The sequence below is a fragment of the Aeromonas dhakensis genome (assembly GCF_002285935.1).
Taxonomy (GTDB): Bacteria; Pseudomonadota; Gammaproteobacteria; order Enterobacterales; family Aeromonadaceae; genus Aeromonas; species Aeromonas dhakensis.
This window is the reverse complement of sequence record NZ_CP023141.1, coordinates 2,713,766-2,734,633: the sequence shown is the minus strand read 5'-3', so window position 1 is coordinate 2,734,633 and position 20,868 is coordinate 2,713,766. Positions and strand designations below refer to the sequence as shown.

Genomic DNA, 20,868 nt, shown 5'->3' with positions numbered 1-20,868 from the left:
GCGGGCTTTTTTGTTTGTCTATCTGCTTAATTTTGCTAGCTTGTTCATAGGCATTCATGAAATGCGAGCGAGCGTATGGCGCTGATACAGGCATCCATAGAACAGTTGCGGGTCGGTCACTATATCCATCTCCCCACGGGATGGACCAATCACCCTTTTATGTTCAATGCCTTCAAGATCAAGGATCAACAGCAACTCGACATCATCCGCCACCTTGACCTCAATCTGCTGATGGTCGACCCCGACAAGAGCGACCTCCCTCTCGAGCCCCTGTTGCGTGGCGATATTCCGAGCCCAGGCCCCGATCTCTCCGTTGTCGAAGAGCCGGAGGATAGCGGCCCTCCCCCGTTTGACGAAAAGGCATTTCGTCGCTCCCTGCGCGCCGCCGACAAGGCCTTCGGCCAGTCCATGTCCGAGCTGCGCGATGCCCTGGGCGCCCTCAACCTCAAGCCGGACGAAGGGCTCGCCAACACGGCGCAGATAGTGCGCAACGCCGCCGCCCGCATCAGTGCCCACGAGGGCCCCCTCGGGCTGCACCTCATTCGCAGCCCCCATACCGACATCCTGCTGCAGCACAGCCTGAACGTGGCCTTCATCGCCATGTTGATGGCACGGGAGCTGGGCATGACTCCCATCGAGATCGAGGAGACCGGCCTGGCCGGGCTGGTGCACGACATTGGCGAGCTGAAGATCCCGACCCAGATCACCCAGAAGCGGGGGGAACTCAACAAGTCGGAGCAGAACTTCCTCAAGATGCACCCCCAGTACGGACTGGAGATGCTGACCCAGTTGCAGGCCTTCGAGCCCAAGATCCGCCAGGTGGCCCACCTGCATCACGAGCGGCTCGACGGCAGCGGCTTTCCCCTTGGCATCAAGGGGGGCGAGATCCCGCCGCTGGCACGGATCATCGGGTTGGTGGATTACTATGACGAGCTGCTGCACCCGCGCAACAGCGCGACACCGGCGGCGCCAAGCCAGGCCATCAGCCAGCTCTACAAGCTGTCACAAAAGAAATTCGACCAGGATCTGGTCAAGCTGCTGATCAAGGTACTGGGGGTCTACCCGCCAGGCTCGCTGGTGCTGCTCTCCGACGACTCGGTGGCCCTGGTGCTCTCCACCGAACCCACCATGCCCCTCAAGCCCAAGGTGTTGCCCTACATCAAGGCACAACGACCGGAAGGGGTGGCCATGGTCGACCTGCGGGAGGATGAGCGCACCATCAAATCCTTTCTCAAGCAGGAAGATCTGGACGAAGGGCAGCGGCTGTTTTTCAACCTGACCCGACGCTTCTGTTACTATTTTGCATTCTGAGTTATCCCCAGAAGCTGGGGATAACTCATTGGACAAACCTGAATAATTGCCCGATTACCCTCAAAATGGTTTGCCACGTCCACTGGATAAAAAACGCCCGACCTGCTGGTCGGGCGGAGCATGCCACCTCCGTGTGGCGTATCCAACGGATACATTCATGCTCAATTCAGCAATATCAATCCTTGGGCAATTACACAAATATCAATTTAACATGCTGATTTGATATGGTTTTATTCCGCGTTTCTGGCACACTTCGCCGGCGTTATGGCCAGAATGGCCCACAGAACAAGATCCTGATCACATTTATTCAAGACTGCCGCTTTTTTCGGCACGGACTCTGAGGAAAGTTTTTTATGCAGTTGGTCCTCTCCCTGCTTCAACAGATGAGCGTCAGTCTGGTCATCGCCTACCTCTTTTCCAAGAGTCCGCTGCTGCGCCCACTGACCAACTATTCGGTCAGGCTGCCCCACAAGGTGCTGATTTACCTCATCTTCTCCTGCTTCTGCATTCTGGGTACCTATGTGGGGCTGGATATCGACGATGCCATCGCCAATACCCGCGCCGTGGGCGCCGTGCTGGGGGGACTGCTGGGAGGCCCGCTGGTGGGATTTCTGGTGGGACTGACCGGCGGGATACACCGTTATACCCTGGGGGGGTTCACCGATCTCGCCTGCGCCATCTCCACCACCTGCGAAGGCTTGCTGGGCGGACTGGTGCACTGGCGACTGATGCGGGCAGGCAAGATGGATGCGTTGTTCGAGCCGCGCATCGCCTTCTTCACCACCCTCTACGCCGAGATCATGCAGATGGTGATCATCCTGCTGGTAGCCAGCCCGTTCGACAAATCCCTGCTGCTGGTGCGCACCATCGCCACCCCCATGATCCTCGCCAACTCCTGCGGTGCGGCCCTCTTCATCAGCATGATCCGCGACCAGCAGCGGATGTACGAGAAGTTCTCCCGGGTTTTTTCCGCCAAGGCGCTCACCATCGCCAACCGCACCGTGGGGATCATGAGCCAGGGGTTTACCCCCGAGGCCAGCACCCGCATCGCCCAGATAGTGCAGGAGGAGACCGGGGTCGGTGCGGTCGCCATCACGGATACCGACAAGATCCTCGCCTTCATCGGCATCGGCGAGGATCACCACAAGCCGGGTACCCCCATCACCTCCGCCATCACCATGCAGGCCATCGCCCAGAACAAGGTGCTGTTTGCCGACGGCAACAGCCAGCCCTACCGCTGCAGCATCTCGCCCCAGTGCCAGCTCGGCTCTGTGCTGGTGATCCCGCTGCACGGCGACGAGGGGGTGATCGGCACCATCAAGCTCTATGAACCCAAGAAGCGGCTGTTTCTCAAGATCAACCACACCCTGGGAGAAGGGATCGCCAACCTGCTCTCTCAGCAGCTGCTGACCGGCCGGCTGGAGCAGCAGCAGCGGCTGCTGGTTCAGTCCGAACTCAAGCTGGTGCAGGCCCAGATCAACCCCCACTTTCTGTTCAACACCCTCAACACCATCAGTGCCATCACCCGGCGCGAGCCCGAGCGGGCGCGCCAGCTGCTGCTCCACCTCTCCCTGTTCTTTCGCAAGAACCTCAAGCGCCAGAGCGGGCTGGCCACCCTGCAGGAGGAGCAGGAGCACTGCCAATCCTATCTGGAGATCGAGCTGGCCCGCTTTGGCGACCGGCTGACGGTGCAAAACGACATCCCGCCCGACCTCGCCGGCCTCAAGCTGCCGAGCTTCACCCTGCAGCCGCTGATTGAAAATGCCATCAAGCACGGCATCTCCACCCTGCTGGAGCAGGGGCGCATTCGCCTCTACACCGAGCAGACGGCGGATCGGGTTACCATTCACGTCGAAGACAATGCCGGCACCTGGCAGGAGAAACCGGCCGGTGACGGGCTCGGCATGACCCTGGTGGATCGGCGCCTCAAGAGCGCTTTTGGCAACCGCTACGGCCTGAGCGTCAGCTGCGAGCCCGACTGCTGGACCCGGGTCTCCGTCACCCTGCCCAGGGAGGCGCCATGATCCGGCCGTCACACCACGCCAGTTTTGCCCCCCAGCCATGCAGGAGAACCCCATGATCCGCACCCTCATCGTCGATGACGAGCCGTATGCCCGCGAGGAGCTGATGCAGCAGCTAGCCGCCGAGCCCGATATCGAGCTGCTGGGGACGGCCGCCAACGCCATCGAGGCGCTGCCGCTCATTCAGCGGCTCAGACCCGACGTGGTGTTTCTCGACATCCAGATGCCAAAGCTGAGCGGCATGGAGCTGGTAGCCATGCTCGATCCCCTGCCCCGCATCGTGTTCGTCACCGCGTTTGACGACTACGCCATCCAGGCGTTCGAGGAGAACGCCTTCGACTACCTGCTCAAGCCGGTGGAGCCGGCCCGCCTCGCCAAGACGCTGGCGCGGCTGAGACAGGATCTCAGCCCGCAGCCCATGACGGCGATCGCCCCCGCCATTCGCCACATTCCGGGCTACCTGCACAACCGGGTGCGGCTGCTGCCCATCGAACAGGTGGAGTACGCCTTCTCCGATCTCGGCGGCGTGCACGTCGCCAGCCAGGGAGAGCTGTTTCACACCCAGCTCACCCTCAAATCTCTGGAAGAGAAGACCCCGCTGCTGCGCTGCCACCGCCAGTATCTGGTGGCCCCGACCGCCATCTTTGAAATCCGGCTGCTGGAGAATCAGCTGGCGGAGATAGTGACCCCGAACGGTGCCCAGGTGCCGGTCAGCCGCCGCTACCTGAAGGAGTTGAAGGAGCAGCTCGGGCTGGAGTGAGCCGCGCGGTGTGAGCCGGATCACGAGCGCCAACCGCTCGGGTCGCCATACGGCCGCTCGCCCCTTTTTACCTGCCGTTAACAGTGCAAGCCCCTACACTGGCCGCGCACACCAAAAAATAACAAAGCAGGAGCGTAGCAATGATCTGGTTCTTCCTCTGTGTCGGCTTGCTGATAGCCGGCTACTTCGTATACGGCAAATTCATCGAGCGGATATTCGGGCCAAAACCCGAGCTGAAAACCCCCGCCATCACCATGGCGGACGGGGTGGACTATGTCCCCATGTCGGACAAGAAGGTCTACCTGGTGCAGCTGCTCAACATCGCCGGCGTCGGCCCCATCTTCGGCCCCATCCTGGGTGCCCTCTACGGCCCGGTCGCCATGCTCTGGATCGTCTTCGGCTGCATCTTCGCCGGCGCGGTTCACGACTACTTCTCCGGCATGCTGTCGGTGCGCGCCAAGGGTGCCTCTGTGCCGACCGTGGTCGGTGAGCACCTGGGCACCGCCGCCAAGCACTTCATGAACCTGTTTGCCGTGGTGCTGTTGATGCTGGTGGGCGTGGTGTTCGTGCTGAGCCCGGCGGGCCTCTTGGCCAACCTCACCTCCACCGACCTGGTCTACTGGATTGTGGCCATCTTCGCCTACTACATCCTGGCGACCATAGTCCCCATCGACAAGATCATCGGCCGCTTCTACCCCATCTTCGGCGCCCTGCTGGTGTTCATGTCGGTCGGCCTCATCATCGGCCTCATCGTCTCCGGCAAAGGCTTCTACAACACCGGGATGGACTTCTCCAACCTGCACCCGACCGAGCTGCCGCTCTGGCCGCTGCTGTTCATCACCATCGCCTGTGGCGCCGTGTCCGGTTTTCACGCCACCCAGTCCCCGCTGATGGCGCGCTGCATGCAGAACGAGAAATCCGGCCGCTTCATCTTCTACGGAGCCATGATCGGTGAAGGGATCATCGCCCTCATCTGGTGCACCCTGGGGCTCTCCTTCTACGACAGCACAGAAGCGCTCAACGCCACCCTGGCAAGCGGCGGCCCCTCTGCCGTGGTGCACGAGGTCTCCACCAGCCTGCTCGGCACCGTTGGCGGCATCCTGGCCATCCTCGGTGTGGTGATCCTGCCCATCACCTCCGGTGACACGGCGTTTCGCAGTGCCCGCCTCATCGTGGCGGACTTCCTCAACCTGACCCAGAAGCCGATGGCCAAGCGACTGCTGATCGCCATCCCCATGTTCATCCTGGGTTTCATCATCTCCAAGGCCGAATTCGGGGTGATCTGGCGCTACTTCGGCTGGGCCAACCAGACCACCGCCGTGATGATGCTGTGGGCCGCCGCCGCCTACCTCGCCAAAGAGGGCAAGCTGCACTGGGTCTGCACCCTGCCGGCCATGTTCATGACCGCCGTGGTGTTCACCTATCTGGCCAACGCCCCCATCGGGTTCGGACTGGAGATGGGCGTCTCCACCCTCATCGGTCTGGCCAGCACCCTGGTGGTAACCGTCGCCTTCCTGATGAAGTTCAGACCCGCCCTGATCGGCAAGGCCAGCGAAAGCTGATCCACGCCAAACATGTCAGAAAAGGAGCCATAAAGGCTCCTTTTTTTGCTGCTAATTTCCCCTCACTGATGCCATACTCCCTGCGTAAGTCCTTGTCATGGATACGACTTTATGGACTCGCCCCAATAATACCGTCATCTATCTTGACGATTTCGAAGCCACTTAAGCTTCAGTACAACAAGATTGCTTAAGATTTCGGGCCCAACAGGATGGAAACCCGGTTGCTGGTTGTGTTGCAGAACCCGGGATCCAATGACAATGCTGTGCGTCACGCCAGTGGAGGCATAAATGACACTCGATTATTTTGCTCTTGGTCTGCTTTTTTTTGTGGGTTTGGTCATCTTTTACGGGGTCATCGTCATTCACGACATTCCCTATGAAATAGCCAAGCATCGTCAGCATCCCCATCAGGATGCCATTCACGTGGCCGGCTGGGTCAGCCTGTTTACCCTGCACGTGCTGTGGCCCTTCCTCTGGATCTGGGCGACCCTCTACCGGGAGGATCGGGGCTGGGGCTTTACCCAGCGTATCGAGCGCGACGAGAAGCATCTCGCCGAGCTCAAGGATGAGGTCGCCGCCCTGCGCAGCCGCCTCGATCAGCTGACCCAAGAGAAGGAGTGATCATGGATCTCTTGCTGGTACTCACCTACACCGCCATCTGTGTAGCTGTCTTCAAAATCTTCCGCATCCCGCTCAACAAGTGGACCGTGCCCACCGCCGTGCTCGGCGGCGTGCTGCTCATCGGCACCCTCATCATGCTGATGAACTACAACCACCCCTACTCCGAGATGGCGCGCAACTACTACGTCTCCACCCCCATCGTTCCCCTGGTCAAGGGCCGGGTCCGCGAGGTCGCGGTCAAACCGGACCAGAAAGTGAAGAAGGGTGACGTGCTGTTTCGTATCGACGACGAGCCGTTCCGCCAGCGCGCCGCGAGCCTGGAGGCCAGGGTCAGCTCCAACGAGGAGCACCTCAAATCCATCGAGGCGCGCATGCGCTCGGCCAAGCTCGACCGGGATCGCGCCGCCGAGCTGATGCGCCGCGGCATCGGCAAGCAGCGCGATCTGGACGTGACCCAGGCCAACGTCGACGATCTGGTCGCCCAGCTCGATCAGCAACAAGCCACCCTGGAGGATGTACGGGCCCAGCTGCGCGAAGCCAAGTACCAGCTCGACCAGACCGTGGTCTATGCCCCGAGCGACGGCCATGTGGTACAGCTGGCCCTGCGTCCGGGCATGATCGCCACCCCCTTCATGTATCGCCCGGTGATGACCTTCATCCACGAGGACGACAACGCCTACGTCGGCTGGTTCTGGCAAAACAGCATGCAGCGCCTGGCGGTAGGGGACGAAGCCGAAGTGGTGATCGACGGCATCCCCGGCAAGATCTTCAAGGGTGAAGTAGAAGCGGTGATCCCCGCCATCGCCTCGGGCAACGTGCAGGCCAATGCGGCGCTGATCGACCAGAGCTCGGCGGTGATCCCCGGCCGCCTGCCGGTGCGCATCAAGATCACCGACCCACGCTGGCAGGAGTATCAGGTGATAGCCGGCTCCAGCGGTCAGGCTGCCATCTACACCAAGCATTTCCATCACGTGGCCATCATGCGCAAGGTACTGCTGCGCATGGCCAGCTGGATGAACTACATCTTCCCCTTCCACTAAGCCGCAACGACGCAGCCAGCGGGCCGGCACCATGCCGGCCCGCTGTTTTTTGGCGCCAAGTTCCCTATAATGGCGCCACCCTGCTCCGCCCCTCGTCGACGTACCCAGCCTGCATGTTCGTTCTCAGACCCTACCAGACCGACGCCGTCAACGCCGTCATCAGCCACTTTCGCAAACACCCGGATCCCGCCGTGGTGGTGCTGCCCACCGGGGCCGGCAAGAGTCTGGTGATCGCCGAGCTGGCCCGCAAGGCGCGCGGCCGGGTACTGGTGCTGGCTCACGTCAAGGAGCTGGTGGAGCAGAACCACGCCAAGTACGAAGCCTGGGGGCTCCAGGCCGACATCTTCGCTGCCGGCCTCAATCGCAAGGAGGCCCGCGCCCAGGTGGTGTTCGGCTCGGTGCAGTCGGTGGCGCGCAATCTGGACGCCTTCGACGGTGCTTTTTCGCTGCTCATCATCGACGAGTGCCACCGGGTCTCGCTCGACGATGACAGCCAGTACCATCAGGTGATCGACCACCTCAAGGCCGCCAATCCGGCCCTCAAGATCCTCGGCCTCACCGCCACCCCCTATCGGCTCGGGCTGGGCTGGATCTACCGGCGCCACTACCACGGCATGGTCAAGAGCCACGGCGAGCGGCTGTTCGGCGACTGCGTGTTCGAGCTGCCGCTGCGCTTCATGGTCAAGAACGGCTACCTGACGCCGCCGCGCATGGTGGATGCCCCCATCGTCCACTACGACTTCAGCAAGCTGGTACCGCGGGAGAATGGCCTCTTCAGCGAGGCGGATCTCAACGGCGAGCTCAAGCGTCAGGAGCGGGTCACCCCCCATATCCTGAGCCAGGTACTGGAGTATGCCCGCGAGCGGCAGGGGGTGATGATCTTCGCCGCCACCGTCGAGCATGCCCGGGAAATTCACGGCCTGCTGGGTGCCAGAGGGGAGCAGGCGGCCCTCATCACAGGTGACACCCCGGGGCCGGAGCGCGACGCCCTCATCAGCGCCTTCAAGGCGCGCGAGCTCAAATTTCTGGTCAACGTGGCGGTGCTCACCACCGGCTTCGACGCCCCCCACGTCGACCTCATCGTGATGCTGCGCCCCACCGAGTCGGTCTCGCTCTACCAGCAGATCGTGGGCAGGGGCCTGCGCCTGTCGCCCGGCAAGACCGACTGTCTGGTACTCGACTACGCCGGCAACAACTTCAACCTGTTCGCTCCCGAAGTGGGGGAGCCCAGGCCCCATGCCGGCACCGAGCCGGTGCAGGTGCCCTGCCCCGCCTGCGGCTTTGCCAACACCTTCTGGGGCAAGACCGACGAGGATGGCAAGGTGATCGAGCACTACGGCCGCCGCTGTCAGGGGCTGTTTGAAGATGACGAGGGCAACCGCGAGGAGTGCGACTACCGCTTTCGCGCCAAGATCTGCCCCGCCTGCGGCAGTGAAAACGACATCGCCGCCCGCCGCTGCCAGAGCTGCGATCAACTGCTGGTGGACCCTGACGACAAGCTCAAGGAGGCGCTCAATCTCAAGGACTGCATGGTGATCCGCTGCGCGGGGCTGACCTTGGCGGCCGGGCGCGGCAAACAGGGGGAGCGGCTGGAGGTGGTCTATCACGACGAGGATGGCCTCACCCTCAATGAGTACTTCGGATTTCACTCGGCAGGCGCACGGCGCTTGTTTCAACAGCACTTTGTGCGTCATCATTGGCCCGCCCCGGGGCTGGAGCCCGAATTTGCCACCCTGGCGAGCGTGCTGGCGGTGGAACATCAGTTTCGCCACCCCGATTTTGTCATCGCCCGCAAGTCAGGGCGCTTCTGGCAGATCAAAGAGAAGATTTTTGATTATGACGGCCGCTATCGCACCGCCAATTCACTGGCGTGATGGCGACCGGCATAAGGCGTATGAATTGCGTTGCCATGGCCGAACAGGCATCGGCGGGTACAACAAGGTTTGAGTTATCAGGGCCGGCCCACTGCCGGGCCCCTTCGTCACGTTAGAGGATGTTATGCAGCGGCTGTTGATTGGTTTTTGTGCTCTCTTTTCCCTGGCGGCCCAGGCCGCCCCGCTGACGCCCCCCCAGGGGGGCCAGTACGCCATCGTGGTGCAGGGCAACAACGGCATCGAGTTTGCCCGCCATGCGGATCAGATGATCGCCCCCGCCTCCACCATGAAGGTGCTCACCGCGCTGGCGGCCCGTCTCGAGCTCGGCGCCGACTTCCGCTTCGCCACCGACATCCAGGCTCAGCCTGGCGCCAAGCAGGGCAATGTCATCAACGGTGATATCTGGATCAACTTCGTCGGCGACCCCACCCTGTCACGGATGGATCTGCTGGCCCTGTTCAAGCAGCTCGGGGTCAACCAGATCAAGGGCAACGTCTACGTCAACACCGGCGCCTACAACGGCTACGAGCGCGGCAACGGCTGGTCCTGGGGGGATCAGACCCTCTGCTTCGCCGCCCCCGTCTCTTCGGTCATCATCGACAAGAACTGCGCCTACGCCACCATCACCGCCACCCAGATCGGCAAGCCGGCGGTGGGCAACGTGGCCACCGGGGTCCCCATCGGGGTCGGTGCCGACAACGTGGAGGTGATGAGCTATGGCGACATGGCGCGCCAGTTCTGTGCGCTGGAAGTGGACATGGCCAAGGGCAACTTCTACGAGCTCAAGGGCTGCATCACCCCGAACAAGGAGCCCCAAGGGCTGCGTTTCGCCATCCACGACGTGGAAGCCTGGGGCTGGGACAACATCCGCTGGGCCATGGACCGGGCCGGCATCAAGCATGACGGCCTGCTGCGCGTTACCCACAAGTCGCCGGACAATGCCGAAACCCTGGGGACCCGCTACTCGGTTTCCCTGCCGGTGATGCTGGCCAAGATGTTGAAGAAATCGGACAACCTCTACGCCGATACCTTCCTCAAGACCGTCGGCCGCCACTACTACAACAAGCCGGGCAGCTATCGCAGCGGCACCATGGCGGTGCGCGCCATCCTGACCAAGAACGGCATCGATCTGGGCAACGCCACCCTGGCCGACGGCTCGGGCCTCTCCGCCCACAACCTCATCAGCGCCCGCCAGATGCTGTCGGTGCTCAACTTCATCCAGAAAAATGATGCCGAACTCGGTCTCATCAAGCTGCTGCCAAGCTCCCAGGTGGACGGCACCCTGGCCTGGCGGCGCAGCGTCACCGCCCCCATGATGAAGAACAAGGTGCATGCCAAGACCGGCACCATCACTGGCACCTCCAACCTGGTGGGCTTCATCGACACCGCCGGCGGCCAGCGCAAGGCGTTCGTGATGTTCCAGCGCGGCCTGTCACAGGATCCGGCCACCCACGAGCGCTACCGCGCCAGCAAGGCCCCCTGGCCATGGACCGTGTTCGAGAAAGGGGTGCTGGAGAGCATCTACCAGCAGCAGCCGATCCAGATCGCCGATGAGGGGTGATCCGCTGCGAGGTGAGTGACGATGACGGCCGGCGCAGTGCGCCTTATCGAAGATGGCGAACGGCCGTATCGACAATTTCCACTTTGACTAGTCACGAGGCGGGGCTATCCTGTGCCCAGCCTCAAATGAATGGAGAGAGAACATGTTTGCAGTGATTTTTGGTCGTCCCGGTTGCCCCTATTGTGTCCGTGCCAAGCAGATTGCCGAGCAACTGGTCGAACAGCGTGACGATTTCAAATTCCGCTACGTGGACATCCACGCCGAGGGCATCACCAAGGAAGATCTGGCCAAGAGCGCCGGCAAGCCGGTCAATACCGTGCCGCAAATCTTCCTGGACGAACAGCACATCGGTGGCTGCACCGATTTCGAAGCCTATGCCAAAGAGAACCTGGGTCTCTACCAGTAAGTTCACGTTGTAAAAAAGGCGCCATCAGGCGCCTTTTTTCATGGTCGTTCCCCGGCGTCACTCCGCCACCGGGCTGAAGCGGCTCACCACCTGACCCTGATGCTCGATCCACTCCATGAACATGACCACGGGACGGGCATAGACGGCGCCATCCTGCTCCGATTGATAGACCACCAGCTGCTCCCCCGTCTCGGTGTGCAAGGCCAGGGTCAGCACCTGATAATAACCACCCTTGAAGTGACGATAACGACCGGCGGCGGGGGCTTGCATGATGACTTCTCCATGGTGTGGGTACGGGGCCCGGACAAACCTGACAGCACGCGTCAGCTCCTGTTTTTGGCCGCCGTGGGCAAAAAGAACGGCATTTTTCACGCAAGCCAATCGTGCCAGCGAGCGTGAATATTTCAACACAGTCGGGTAGCTTTGTTAATGAGCTCCTCATCTTTCACTGGATAACCTTGGTTCACACAAACGATCGTGCTGAATTTAACGTTTTGGCAACCCTGTTTCAGGGCTAAAAATCAGGGAATTCTACTAAAAAGAGGATTGTTCTAGCATTCAATTCTGTGAAGAATAGGGGAAAAGAAATTTGATACTAAAAACCGCCTTTTTCGCCAACGCGTCCCCATGGGGAAGGAATCACAGTCACCATGTTCACAATCGACAAGTCGCACAAGCTCGACGATGTCTGCTATGACATCCGCGGCCCGGTGCATAAAGAAGCTCGCCGTCTCGAAGACGAAGGCCACCGCATCATCAAGCTCAACATCGGCAACCCGGCCCCGTTCGGCTTCGAGGCGCCGGAAGAGATCATCAAGGATGTGATCCTCAACATGCCCCAGAGCCAGGGCTACTGCGACTCCAAGGGGCTCTTCTCCGCCCGCAAGGCGGTGATGCAGTACTACCAGCAGAAAGGGATGCGCAAGGTCGACATCGACGACATCTACATCGGCAACGGCGCCAGCGAGCTCATCGTGATGGCGATGCAGGCGCTGCTCAACAACGGCGACGAGATGCTGGTGCCCTCCCCCGACTACCCGCTCTGGACCGCGGCAGTGACCCTCTCCGGCGGCCATGCGGTGCACTACCGCTGCGACGAAGGGGCCGACTGGTATCCGGATCTCGACGACATCCGCGCCCGTATCACCCCGCGCACCCGCGGCCTGGTGCTGATCAACCCCAACAACCCGACCGGCGCCGTCTACGGCAGCGAGTTTTTGCTGGAGGTGATCGAGATCGCCCGCCAGCACAACCTCATCATCTTCGCCGACGAGATTTACGACAAGATCCTCTACGACGACATCTCCCACACCAGCGTCTGCACCCTGTGTGACGATGTGATGGTGGTGACCTTCAACGGCCTCTCCAAGGCCTACCGCGCCTGCGGCTTCCGCCAGGGCTGGATGGTCATCACCGGACCCAAGGGCCGTGCCAAGGGCTATATCGAGGGGCTGGAGATGCTGGCCTCCATGCGGCTGTGTGCCAACGTGCCGATGCAGCACGCCATCCAGACCGCCCTTGGCGGCTACCAGAGCATCAACGAGCTGATCCTGCCGGGCGGGCGCCTGCGCCGCCAGCGTGACAAGGCCTGGGAGCTTTTGAACGAGATCCCCGGGGTCTCCTGCGTCAAGCCCAAGGGGGCGCTCTACATGTTCCCGCGCCTCGATCCCAAGGTGTACGACATTCGCGACGACCAGAAGATGGTGTTCGACCTGCTGCAGCAGGAGAAGCTCTTGCTGGTGCAGGGCACCGGCTTCAACTGGCCGGCCCCGGATCACTTCCGGCTGGTGTTCCTGCCCCGGGAAGAGGAGCTGGAAGAGGCCATCGGCCGCCTCGCCCGCTTCCTCAAGGGCTACAAGCAGTAACCGCAACGCGGCGTCTGCCCTGGCCTGCTGCTCGCCGGCAGCAGGCCGACCATAAAAAATCCGAAGCGGTCTGCACCGCTTCGGATTTTTTTATGGCGAGAGAGTCCCGTCGCAAGGCCCGCGTTGCGGGCTATTTCTCCCCGGCGGCCACTTCGGCAGGCGGCACGGCGGGAGCCTGATACCACTGCTCGCGGGGCACCAGCACGGCCTGCTCCGGCTGAGCCACGAAATTGGGGGACATGATCTGCACCCCGAACTCGTTGAACACATCCTGGATGTGGCCGTGCAGCTCGGTTCTGACCGGGCCGGGCAACAGCCCCTCTTTCATCCGTACCTGCAGCTCGTACTCCACGTACCAGTCCTGCAGATTGAGCTGACGCACCAGCGGGGCCTGCTCCTGATTGATCAGCTGGCAGCGCCTGGCCGCCAGCTCCAGCATGGCGTGCACCTGACGCCAGGGAGTGTCATAGCCGATGGTGACCTTGGTGAGCAGGGCAATGCCCTTGTCGCTTGCCAGTCGGCTCAGGTTGGTCACCTTGCCCCCCACCACCACGGCGTTGGGCAGGGTCACCTCGTGATCGTGGCGCGTCACCAGCTTGGTCGAGAGGGCGCTCAGCTCGGTGACGACCCCCTCCACCTCCCCTATCTGCACCAGATCCCCCGGCCGCAGGGCCCGCGAGTAGATCAGCACCAGGCCGCTCATGGCATGGTTCATGATCCCGGCCGAGCCCAGGGTCACCATCAAACCGAAGAAGACGCTCACCCCCTTGAAGGCGTCCGAATCGGCCCCCGGCAGATAGGGATAGGCGACGGTCAGGGCAAACAGCCAGATCACCACCGAGAGCAGACGGCGGGTCGCCCCTATCGTCTCGGAGTGCAGCCCCTGCACCCGGAAATGGCCGCGCTCGATGCGCGCGAAGATGACCGCCAGCATACGGATGAACAGCTTGGTCAGCACGAAGATGACCAGCACGGTCGCCAGCCCCGGCATGGCGGCGACGATCCCGCCCAGGATGTTGCTGCACAGCTCCAGCAGGGAGGAGCCCAGCTGATCGCTCCAGATCCGGGTATGCGGGAACAGCCCCAGCACATAGGTGAGCCAGCCATAGGTGAGCAGCAGGATCACCAGCCAGGTGAACACGCCGATGACGCGGATCTCCAGGTTGCCGAGCACCTGGCGCCATTGATGGGGGATCAGCCCCTTCTGTTGCAGCAGGTTGTTGGCGAACCAGCGACGTGCCCGCTGGTGCCCCCGTCGCAGCAGCTGGACCACCATCAGAAACAGCAGGGTCACCAGCAGCGTCTTGCCCGCCGCCTTGAGCAGGTAGGTGTTGGAGTGCAGCTCCAGCACCTTGACCCGCACATTTTCCAACCTCAGCCGCACCCGCTCTGCGGCCTGATCCAGGGTCAGCTCATCGAGCCACTCCAGATCTTTTTCCAGCAACACCAGCAGGTGCTTGTCATTGAGCCTGAACTCCCTGGCCTCCTGACCGAGGCGGGTCGAGCTGACCACGGTCACCGGATGGGTCAGATCCTCGGGCTGCAGCTGCCTTACCCGCTCCTTGACGATCCGCACCCGGGCCGCCCCGTCCAGGCGACCGAATTTCGCCTGCAGCATCACTATGGGTTCGTGAAACAGGGTCAGGGTCTGGGCCTGCTCCTGCTCGGTCGGCTCCAGTCTCGGCTCCGCCGCCCACCCGCTATCGACCATGAGCAGGGCCAGCAGCATCCCTGCCAGCCTGATGATCCCTCTGTGCCCCATAACCTCTCCCTCGTGACCGTCCGGTTTCATCATGATGACCACGTTCGGCAACGGACGGGGCAACGGCCCCCTATCCCTCTCCTGGCGTCATCCATGACACATAGGGCTCATCGCCCTCGCTTGCAAAAAATCGAGTCATAACAAAGATCACCAGCAGTAATAGCACTGCAGTCGCGGCGGCGAAAGGGGCAGCACTGCATTCTGTCACTGTGCTCACTTCGCCTGTCTGGCGCCTCAGTCAGGACTCATATTGATATGCTGCCAGAGGCACGCATAAAAATGAACGCCATGGCGTTCCCTTCCTGATCCATCGCGCGTCAAGGTGGCGAGCCAGCGGCTGCCTTTCACCCTGCTCTGCGCGACATGAATAAACAACAGGGCCGCTCAACCCCGGTTGAGCGGCCCTGTTTCATCGAGACGGCGGTCTGCTTATCACCCCTGCAGCAGGGCCCCGGCCACCAGCACCGCCATGGTGATGAGGGCCACTCCTATGATGAAGGGCAACACCCAGCGCACGAAGCGATCGTAGGGGATCCTGGCGAGCGCCAGCCCCGCCACCAGGTGGGCGGCGGTGGGGGCGAACAGGTTGATCCAGCCGGAGGCGGACTGATAGGCGGTGATCACCAGATCCCGCGATATGCCGGAGAAGTCAGCCAGCGGCCCCATCAGCGGCATGGAGACCGTTGCCAGCCCCGAGGTGGAGGGGATGAAGAAGCTTAGAATGATGTGTACCAGATAGGCCATCAGGATGAACACCGACGAGGAGAGCCCGCTCACCAGCCCCTCGGCCCAGTGCAAGATGGTGTCGATGATGACGCCGTGCTCCATCACCACATAGATGCCGCGCGCCACCGCCACCACCAGCGCCACCCCGATGAGATCCCGCGCCCCGTTGAGGAAGGTCGCCACATAGTTGGACTCCGGCATCCGGTTGATCAACGCAATCAGGATGGAGGCGCTGAAGAAGAGGGTGGATAGCTCGTCGAACCACCAGCCCAGGGTGGGCAGCAGGTCGATACCCAGATCGGACCAGGGCACCACCGCATAGATCATCAGCAAGAAGGTGCCGAAGAAGACCAGCATGGTGAGCTTCTGCTTGCCGCTGAAGGCGAGATTGCCGCTCTTCATCTGGGAGAACTCGTCGTCATAGGCGATGTCGGCCAGCACGGAGCGGGACTTGTCCTGCTGCACCTGCCTGGCGTAGCGCATCACGAACCAGGAGGCGAAGATCACCAGCAGCAGCCATTGCACGACCCGCAGGCCAATCCCCTCACCGATGGGGATGCCGGCAAAACCGGAGGCGATGCCGGTGGCAAACGGGTTGACGGTGGAGGCGAGCACCCCGACCCCGGAGCCGAGCAGGATGATCCCCGCCGCCACCATGCGATCGAAGCCCGCCGCCATCATCACCGGCACGATCAGCGCCCAGAAGGCCACCGTCTCCTCCGCCATGCCGAAGGTGGAGCCGCCGAGGGCAAACAGGGCGATGAGCACCGGAATGAGCAGCCGCTCGCGCCCGGCAAAGGCACGGACGATGGCCCCCACCCCGGCATCCAGCGCCCCGCTCTGCATGGTCACCGCCAGAAAGCCGCCGATGATGAGCACGAACAGCGCCACGTCCGCCGCCTTGTGAAAGCCCTGAATGGGTGCCTTGAGCACATCGAATAGCCCCTGTGGCTGGGAGGGGAGCTCGGTGTAGCTGCCTGGCACCGGTAACAGCCGCTCGTCGCCGCTGTAATCGGCCACGGCCGCCGCCGCCACCGGCTGCTGGCTCTTGGCGGTCACATAGTTGTATTTGCCCGCCGGCAGCACCCAGGTGAGGGCCGCCATCAGGGCGATGATGATGAAAAGCAGGGTGTAAACCGTGGGGAGTTGGCGCTTCTTGGGCGCATCATTTGGAGTGGTCATAGCTTCCGTACCTCGGCAATGCCGTCATGTGATCCGATCACCGCCAGACTAGCGGGTTTGATATGGGAAAAAGGTGATCGCGGATAATAAAATTTCGCAACCTGGCGGGATTTTTGCCAAAAAAACAGGGCCCCGCAGGGCCCCGTTTTCACTTGGGTCAGACTCAGAGTTCGACCACGTCGAACTGCACGTCCGGATTCACGTCCGCGTCGTAATCCACCTCGTCCAGCCCGAAACCGAACAGGCGCAGGAACTCCTGCTTGTAGCCGGTGTAATCGGTCAGCTCGGAGAGGTTCTCGCTGGTGATGGACGGCCACAGGTCGCGGCAGGTCTGCTGTACGTCTTCGCGCAGCTCCCAGTCATCCATGCGGATGCGGGCCTGCTCGTCCAGCGCCAGATCGGCGCCGTACAGACGGGTGCGCATCATGCGATCCACCTGCTCCATGCAGCCCTCGTGAATGCCCTTCTCCTTCATGATCTTGAAGGCCATGGAGATGTAGAGCGGCATCACCGGAATGGCGCTTGATGCCTGGGTCACCACGGATTTGAGCACGGCCACGTGGGCGGTGCCGCCCTTGGCAGCCAGATCACCACGGATGGCGGCGGCGGCGCGGTCCAGATCTTCCTTGGCGCGGCCCAGGGTGCCATGCCAGTAGATGGGCCAGGTCAGATCGGTACCGATGTAGGAGTAGGCCACGGACTTGGCGCCGTCGGCCAGCACGCCCGCATCGCGCAGGGCAGCCATCCACAGCTCCCAGTCCTGACCGCCCATGACGGTGATGGTGTTCTGGATCTCTTCCTCATTCGCCGGCTCGACGGTGGCGGTGATGATCTGATCCTTGTTGGTGTCGATGGCGGTGGTGGTGTAGACCTCGCCGATGGGTTTGAGGGCGGAGCGCACCACTTCACCGGTTTCCGGCATCTTGCGCACCGGCGAGGCCAGGGAGTAGACCACCAGATCAATCTGACCCAGATCCTGCTTGATGAGCTCGATCACCTTGGCGCGGCATTCGTTGGAGAAGGCATCGCCGTTGACGCTTTTCGCGTACAGACCAGCCTCTTTGGCAGCCTTGTCGAAGGCGGCGGAGTTGTACCAGCCGGCGGTACCGGTCTTGGTTTCGCTGCCCGCTTTTTCAAAGAAGACGCCGAGGGTGGCGGCGCCGGAGCCGAAGGCGGCGGCAATGCGAGACGCCAGGCCATAACCTGTGGAGGCACCGATCACCAGCACCTTCTTGGGACCATTCTCGATGGTGCCCTTGGCCTGGGTATAGGCAATCTGACGACGAACATTGGCTTCGCAACCGACCGGGTGAGTGGTGGTGCAGATAAAGCCGCGAACCTTGGGTTTGATGATCATGTGTTGTCTCTTATCCGTTTGATGGATGAAATCGGGGCATAAGATACCTCATCTTGCCGCGATAAGGTGCTCTGATGTGTTGAATCGCAGGGAAAATGAGCAAATGGAGGTGTAGCCCGCCGCCGAAAATGAAAAAGAGTTACGGGGAAAATGAAAAGCTACCGGCCCAGTAGTTTATCAAACTTGATGGCACTGGAATCACTGAGTTTGATAACCCCGTTAAACCGGCATTAAACCTCTATCTCATAGGTTGGTAAATCTGGCGCCTCTCCTGCCAGCTCCCCTCCCCTGTAAAACGCCTTCTTGCCGATGGCTATCTCTGTGCCACGTACTGTGACCGTTCCACCCGCCAACGTATTGAGAGTGGTGGTCGTGGTACCTACTGCGGTCACGGTACCGACCAGCAAGGGATCTGCACCGGGTACCAACTCAAGGAATCGCTTAAACAGGTTCATACAAATCGCTCCACAGTGAGCTGCTGGCGTACCGTCATGGCCCTGTTCTGCAGCGCAGCTGAGACTCTGACGCCCCGGTTGTAACCCTTCCAACCGTCCACGGCGAGCAGTGCGCCCGGCAGGATCAAGCCGGTATCAGCAGACAACGGCAGCTCGATGGTCTGGGTACGCTTGGGCATGGTCTTGGCCAGCCCCACCACACCTTGGGCACGGGCGGCCGTCACATCACATACCAGCGGGTGGGTAATGGTCGGCGCTTGTTGCTCGCCAGCCGTCCCCTGGCGTACCACCCGCGCACTGATGCCCTGATGGCCTCCAGTCACCCAGATCCCGTTGGCGGCATGACCCGGCTGGAAGTCACTGCCCAGGGTAGTAATGATTGCGCGGGGGATCGCCACATCGGCCTCTGCAGTATCGAACTGCCACGGCACGGTGGGGTAACGCGGTTTGATGACCAGATGGCGGTTGCGCTGGTGTGGCAACACAAAACCACCAGCCGCCTCGGCCAGGTACCTGACCACCTCGATCGGGGTCTGGTTGTCCAGGCTAAAGTACCCGGCAGGCACCAACCAGTCAGCCGCTTGCCAATCCAGCGTCCAACCCACCGGCAATACGGCGGCCGCCAGCTGGGCCATGGTCGCAGTTGCGCGCTCACTCACCGCCTGCGCCAGTACATGGGTCGGAGACAAGTAAGCGGTACGCGAGCGGCCCGTCAGCGTTGCAGACTCGCGGCCAAAGCTCTGGCTCGATTGCCAACCATCGCACGCGCAGTCCCATTGCTGACCGTTGATATGGATGCTGACCTCTTCCTCATCGGTCAGCGCAGCCGCCGCGATACGGGGAATTTGAGCGCTGAACTGCCACGCCCAGGAGTCGGTATCGAGCTCGATGCTCACCGCTGTGGCCGGGATATCGAGCCCATCGCGTACCCGCACGATCTTCGCTGTATTACTCACCAGATAAACCCTCCGGGTTGGAATGACGATTGCTGCATCACTGCCCTGCCAGACAAACTCCAGCTCTGCCGTGTCGCGCTTGCGCCCGAACGCCAGCCGCAACACCCGCTTATCGGGGCGGATGGGGGGCTTGGGTGGTTCTGGCGGCGGCGTCTTGCCCTTGGGTGGCCACATGGCCTCGTCCCAACTATCACGCCAACCCTCTATCAGCGGCTTGCCGTGGTGCCAGGCTTGAGCGGCCACCCCTTTACCGATGGGGATACCCTCTTGCCACTGGTCAGCCTGCCAAACCTGGTCAAAGCGCGGCGGGTTGGTGAACCCGACCAGGCGCCAGCTGCTGACCGGCGCCGCCTCAACCCACAGGGACTGATTCGCCACATGGCCAGCGGCCAGGCTGTCATAGCCCTGGCGACTCTGCTGGCTGACCGGCAGCCCCTCGGCAAAACGCTGTTGATTGGCCATGAACGTCTGGGGCATCTGCTCGCCCAGCTCTGCCACCTGCTGCTGATGAGCCGCCGCCAGTTGCCACAGGGAGCCGCTGGTTGCCCGCTCGGTGCCTGCCTTCTGCCATTCGCTACTGAGGGCCTGGGAATGGCGATCAGCCCGATCCCAAACATCCCCCATTGCACTAGCAGGGCCCCGGAATACGTTCTGGTCATACTGTCCGGCGAGCACAGGCTGCGGGGCGCGGGATGTGCTGGCCATGGTGCATTCAATGACAAACGCGCCGACCAACTCCCCACGGCCATGGGTATGGCTGGCAAGCACCGCATCAAGTACCACAGAGCCGCCCAGCATTGCGCTGGAGCGATGCGGGGCGCCAGCCAATACCGATGACAGCACCAGACCCGGTGACGCACTCAGGCGTGGCGGCAAGTTGGTACTATTCAGGATGCCGACCAGGCGCACCACGTCGGACTGGTTCAGCTCCAGCTGGCCATTGATGCTGCGAGCCTTACGCAGCGCTAGGCTGGCATCCTTTCTGGCCATATGGCCCCCCGGTTACGGTTCGGTGATGGTGGCGGTATTGATGCGGATCAGCGCACCGGCAAAAAACTCCGCTGCGGGCAGCTCCAGATCGGCGCCGCTGCCTGGCACCCCTACATCGAGATCCGCCACAAAGGCCCCATCCCGGTCAACAATGCGCCCCCAGGTGGGTGCGCCGCTGCCAGTAGCCATCTGTTCGGCCAGGGGTTTCAGGGTCAGCACCCCGCCACTGATCGTCTTGGCGCAAGGGTGGCTGAACGTCAGCACTACCAGAGCCAGCTGGTCAGTCGTGGCCACCCCCGGTGGCGGTTTGGTGCCGGTGTAGATGGTCAGCTTGGCACTCGCCCCGCTGCCTGTATCAATGGCCGTGGCCAATAGCTGGGCGCGACTGGTGCGCAGCCCTTCGGCATAGGAGAGCATGG

Annotated in this window: 17 protein-coding genes; 10 read left to right on the top strand and 7 right to left on the bottom strand. The window is 61.9% G+C overall.

The annotated features are described in order from the left end of the window. Positions 1-75: 75 nt before the first annotated feature. From CK627_RS12980 to CK627_RS12940, 9 genes are all read left to right on the top strand, one after another. Entirely contained in the window at positions 76-1,311 is a 1,236-nt protein-coding gene (locus CK627_RS12980; RefSeq protein ID WP_005302214.1) for a cyclic di-GMP phosphodiesterase, read from the top strand. A gap of 353 nt (positions 1,312-1,664) precedes the next feature. Further along, positions 1,665-3,335 (top strand): sensor histidine kinase, encoded by a 1,671-nt coding sequence (locus tag CK627_RS12975; protein WP_005302216.1) that lies wholly within the window; start codon positions 1,665-1,667, stop codon positions 3,333-3,335. A 52-nt stretch (positions 3,336-3,387) separates the two neighbouring features. Continuing rightward, positions 3,388-4,092 (top strand): two-component system response regulator BtsR, encoded by a 705-nt coding sequence (btsR, locus tag CK627_RS12970; RefSeq protein WP_054544677.1) that lies wholly within the window; start codon positions 3,388-3,390, stop codon positions 4,090-4,092. 140 nt (positions 4,093-4,232) lie between these two features. Beyond that, positions 4,233-5,654 carry a carbon starvation CstA family protein gene (locus CK627_RS12965; protein WP_010633644.1) on the top strand — a complete coding sequence of 474 codons (1,422 nt, stop codon included), beginning with the start codon at positions 4,233-4,235 and terminating at the stop codon, positions 5,652-5,654. 288 nt (positions 5,655-5,942) lie between these two features. Beyond that, the gene (locus CK627_RS12960) at positions 5,943-6,275 is read left to right on the top strand and encodes a DUF3302 domain-containing protein (protein ID WP_005302225.1); all 333 of its coding nucleotides are present in this window, start codon (positions 5,943-5,945) and stop codon (positions 6,273-6,275) included. A gap of 2 nt (positions 6,276-6,277) precedes the next feature. Continuing rightward, positions 6,278-7,315: an HlyD family secretion protein gene (locus CK627_RS12955; RefSeq protein WP_095592536.1), complete on the top strand. Its 1,038-nt coding sequence runs from the start codon at positions 6,278-6,280 to the stop codon at positions 7,313-7,315. Positions 7,316-7,428: 113 nt separating this feature from the next. Beyond that, positions 7,429-9,189, top strand: a complete 1,761-nt coding sequence (gene radD / locus CK627_RS12950) for a DNA repair helicase RadD (RefSeq protein ID WP_095592535.1) — start codon at positions 7,429-7,431, stop codon at positions 9,187-9,189. A gap of 124 nt (positions 9,190-9,313) precedes the next feature. Continuing rightward, positions 9,314-10,750: a D-alanyl-D-alanine carboxypeptidase/D-alanyl-D-alanine endopeptidase gene (gene dacB, locus CK627_RS12945; protein ID WP_095592534.1), complete on the top strand. Its 1,437-nt coding sequence runs from the start codon at positions 9,314-9,316 to the stop codon at positions 10,748-10,750. Positions 10,751-10,892: 142 nt separating this feature from the next. Then, positions 10,893-11,156: a GrxA family glutaredoxin gene (locus CK627_RS12940; RefSeq protein ID WP_010633640.1), complete on the top strand. Its 264-nt coding sequence runs from the start codon at positions 10,893-10,895 to the stop codon at positions 11,154-11,156. A 57-nt stretch (positions 11,157-11,213) separates the two neighbouring features. Here the strand turns inward: CK627_RS12940 and CK627_RS12935 are convergent, their stop codons facing one another. Next, the gene (locus tag CK627_RS12935) at positions 11,214-11,426 is read right to left on the bottom strand and encodes a DUF1653 domain-containing protein (RefSeq protein WP_010633639.1); all 213 of its coding nucleotides are present in this window, start codon (positions 11,424-11,426) and stop codon (positions 11,214-11,216) included. 380 nt (positions 11,427-11,806) lie between these two features. On the opposite strand from CK627_RS12935, the gene CK627_RS12930 reads away from it, so the two are divergent. Then, positions 11,807-13,021, top strand: a complete 1,215-nt coding sequence (locus tag CK627_RS12930) for a pyridoxal phosphate-dependent aminotransferase (RefSeq protein WP_005302243.1) — start codon at positions 11,807-11,809, stop codon at positions 13,019-13,021. A 130-nt stretch (positions 13,022-13,151) separates the two neighbouring features. On the opposite strand, the gene CK627_RS12925 is transcribed toward CK627_RS12930, so the two are convergent. The 6 genes from CK627_RS12925 to CK627_RS12900 all read right to left on the bottom strand — a co-directional run bounded on the left by CK627_RS12925 (position 13,152) and on the right by CK627_RS12900 (position 20,866). Continuing rightward, positions 13,152-14,783, bottom strand: a complete 1,632-nt coding sequence (locus CK627_RS12925; protein ID WP_095593498.1) for a mechanosensitive ion channel family protein — start codon at positions 14,781-14,783, stop codon at positions 13,152-13,154. Positions 14,784-15,215: 432 nt separating this feature from the next. After that, a complete protein-coding gene (locus CK627_RS12920) occupies positions 15,216-16,691 on the bottom strand; it encodes a YfcC family protein (protein WP_017786756.1) in 1,476 nt (491 codons plus the stop codon). Positions 16,692-16,854: 163 nt separating this feature from the next. Continuing rightward, positions 16,855-18,048 (bottom strand): enoyl-ACP reductase FabV, encoded by a 1,194-nt coding sequence (fabV, locus tag CK627_RS12915; protein ID WP_005302251.1) that lies wholly within the window; start codon positions 18,046-18,048, stop codon positions 16,855-16,857. Positions 18,049-18,278: 230 nt separating this feature from the next. Next, on the bottom strand, positions 18,279-18,503 hold the full coding sequence (locus CK627_RS12910) for a hypothetical protein (RefSeq protein WP_095592533.1): 225 nt from the start codon (positions 18,501-18,503) through the stop codon (positions 18,279-18,281). Next, positions 18,500-20,449, bottom strand: a complete 1,950-nt coding sequence (locus CK627_RS12905) for a hypothetical protein (protein ID WP_095592532.1) — start codon at positions 20,447-20,449, stop codon at positions 18,500-18,502. Before CK627_RS12905 ends, CK627_RS12910 begins: the two co-directional genes overlap by 4 nt. Positions 20,450-20,461: 12 nt before the next feature. Continuing rightward, positions 20,462-20,866 (bottom strand): hypothetical protein, encoded by a 405-nt coding sequence (locus tag CK627_RS12900; RefSeq protein ID WP_095592531.1) that lies wholly within the window; start codon positions 20,864-20,866, stop codon positions 20,462-20,464. Positions 20,867-20,868 lie beyond the last annotated feature (2 nt).

What these genes read in the sequence shown, in the direction of transcription:
- CK627_RS12980 (WP_005302214.1), top strand. Translation starts at nt 76, where the DNA reads ATGGCGCTGATACAGGCATCCATAGAACAGTTGCGGGTCGGTCACTAT.
- CK627_RS12975 (WP_005302216.1), top strand. Translation starts at nt 1,665, where the DNA reads ATGCAGTTGGTCCTCTCCCTGCTTCAACAGATGAGCGTCAGTCTGGTC.
- btsR (WP_054544677.1), top strand. Translation starts at nt 3,388, where the DNA reads ATGATCCGCACCCTCATCGTCGATGACGAGCCGTATGCCCGCGAGGAG.
- CK627_RS12965 (WP_010633644.1), top strand. Translation starts at nt 4,233, where the DNA reads ATGATCTGGTTCTTCCTCTGTGTCGGCTTGCTGATAGCCGGCTACTTC.
- CK627_RS12960 (WP_005302225.1), top strand. Translation starts at nt 5,943, where the DNA reads ATGACACTCGATTATTTTGCTCTTGGTCTGCTTTTTTTTGTGGGTTTG.
- CK627_RS12955 (WP_095592536.1), top strand. Translation starts at nt 6,278, where the DNA reads ATGGATCTCTTGCTGGTACTCACCTACACCGCCATCTGTGTAGCTGTC.
- radD (WP_095592535.1), top strand. Translation starts at nt 7,429, where the DNA reads ATGTTCGTTCTCAGACCCTACCAGACCGACGCCGTCAACGCCGTCATC.
- dacB (WP_095592534.1), top strand. Translation starts at nt 9,314, where the DNA reads ATGCAGCGGCTGTTGATTGGTTTTTGTGCTCTCTTTTCCCTGGCGGCC.
- CK627_RS12940 (WP_010633640.1), top strand. Translation starts at nt 10,893, where the DNA reads ATGTTTGCAGTGATTTTTGGTCGTCCCGGTTGCCCCTATTGTGTCCGT.
- CK627_RS12935 (WP_010633639.1), bottom strand. Translation starts at nt 11,426, where the DNA reads ATGCAAGCCCCCGCCGCCGGTCGTTATCGTCACTTCAAGGGTGGTTAT.
- CK627_RS12930 (WP_005302243.1), top strand. Translation starts at nt 11,807, where the DNA reads ATGTTCACAATCGACAAGTCGCACAAGCTCGACGATGTCTGCTATGAC.
- CK627_RS12925 (WP_095593498.1), bottom strand. Translation starts at nt 14,783, where the DNA reads ATGGGGCACAGAGGGATCATCAGGCTGGCAGGGATGCTGCTGGCCCTG.
- CK627_RS12920 (WP_017786756.1), bottom strand. Translation starts at nt 16,691, where the DNA reads ATGACCACTCCAAATGATGCGCCCAAGAAGCGCCAACTCCCCACGGTT.
- fabV (WP_005302251.1), bottom strand. Translation starts at nt 18,048, where the DNA reads ATGATCATCAAACCCAAGGTTCGCGGCTTTATCTGCACCACCACTCAC.
- CK627_RS12910 (WP_095592533.1), bottom strand. Translation starts at nt 18,503, where the DNA reads ATGAACCTGTTTAAGCGATTCCTTGAGTTGGTACCCGGTGCAGATCCC.
- CK627_RS12905 (WP_095592532.1), bottom strand. Translation starts at nt 20,449, where the DNA reads ATGGCCAGAAAGGATGCCAGCCTAGCGCTGCGTAAGGCTCGCAGCATC.
- CK627_RS12900 (WP_095592531.1), bottom strand. Translation starts at nt 20,866, where the DNA reads ATGCTCTCCTATGCCGAAGGGCTGCGCACCAGTCGCGCCCAGCTATTG.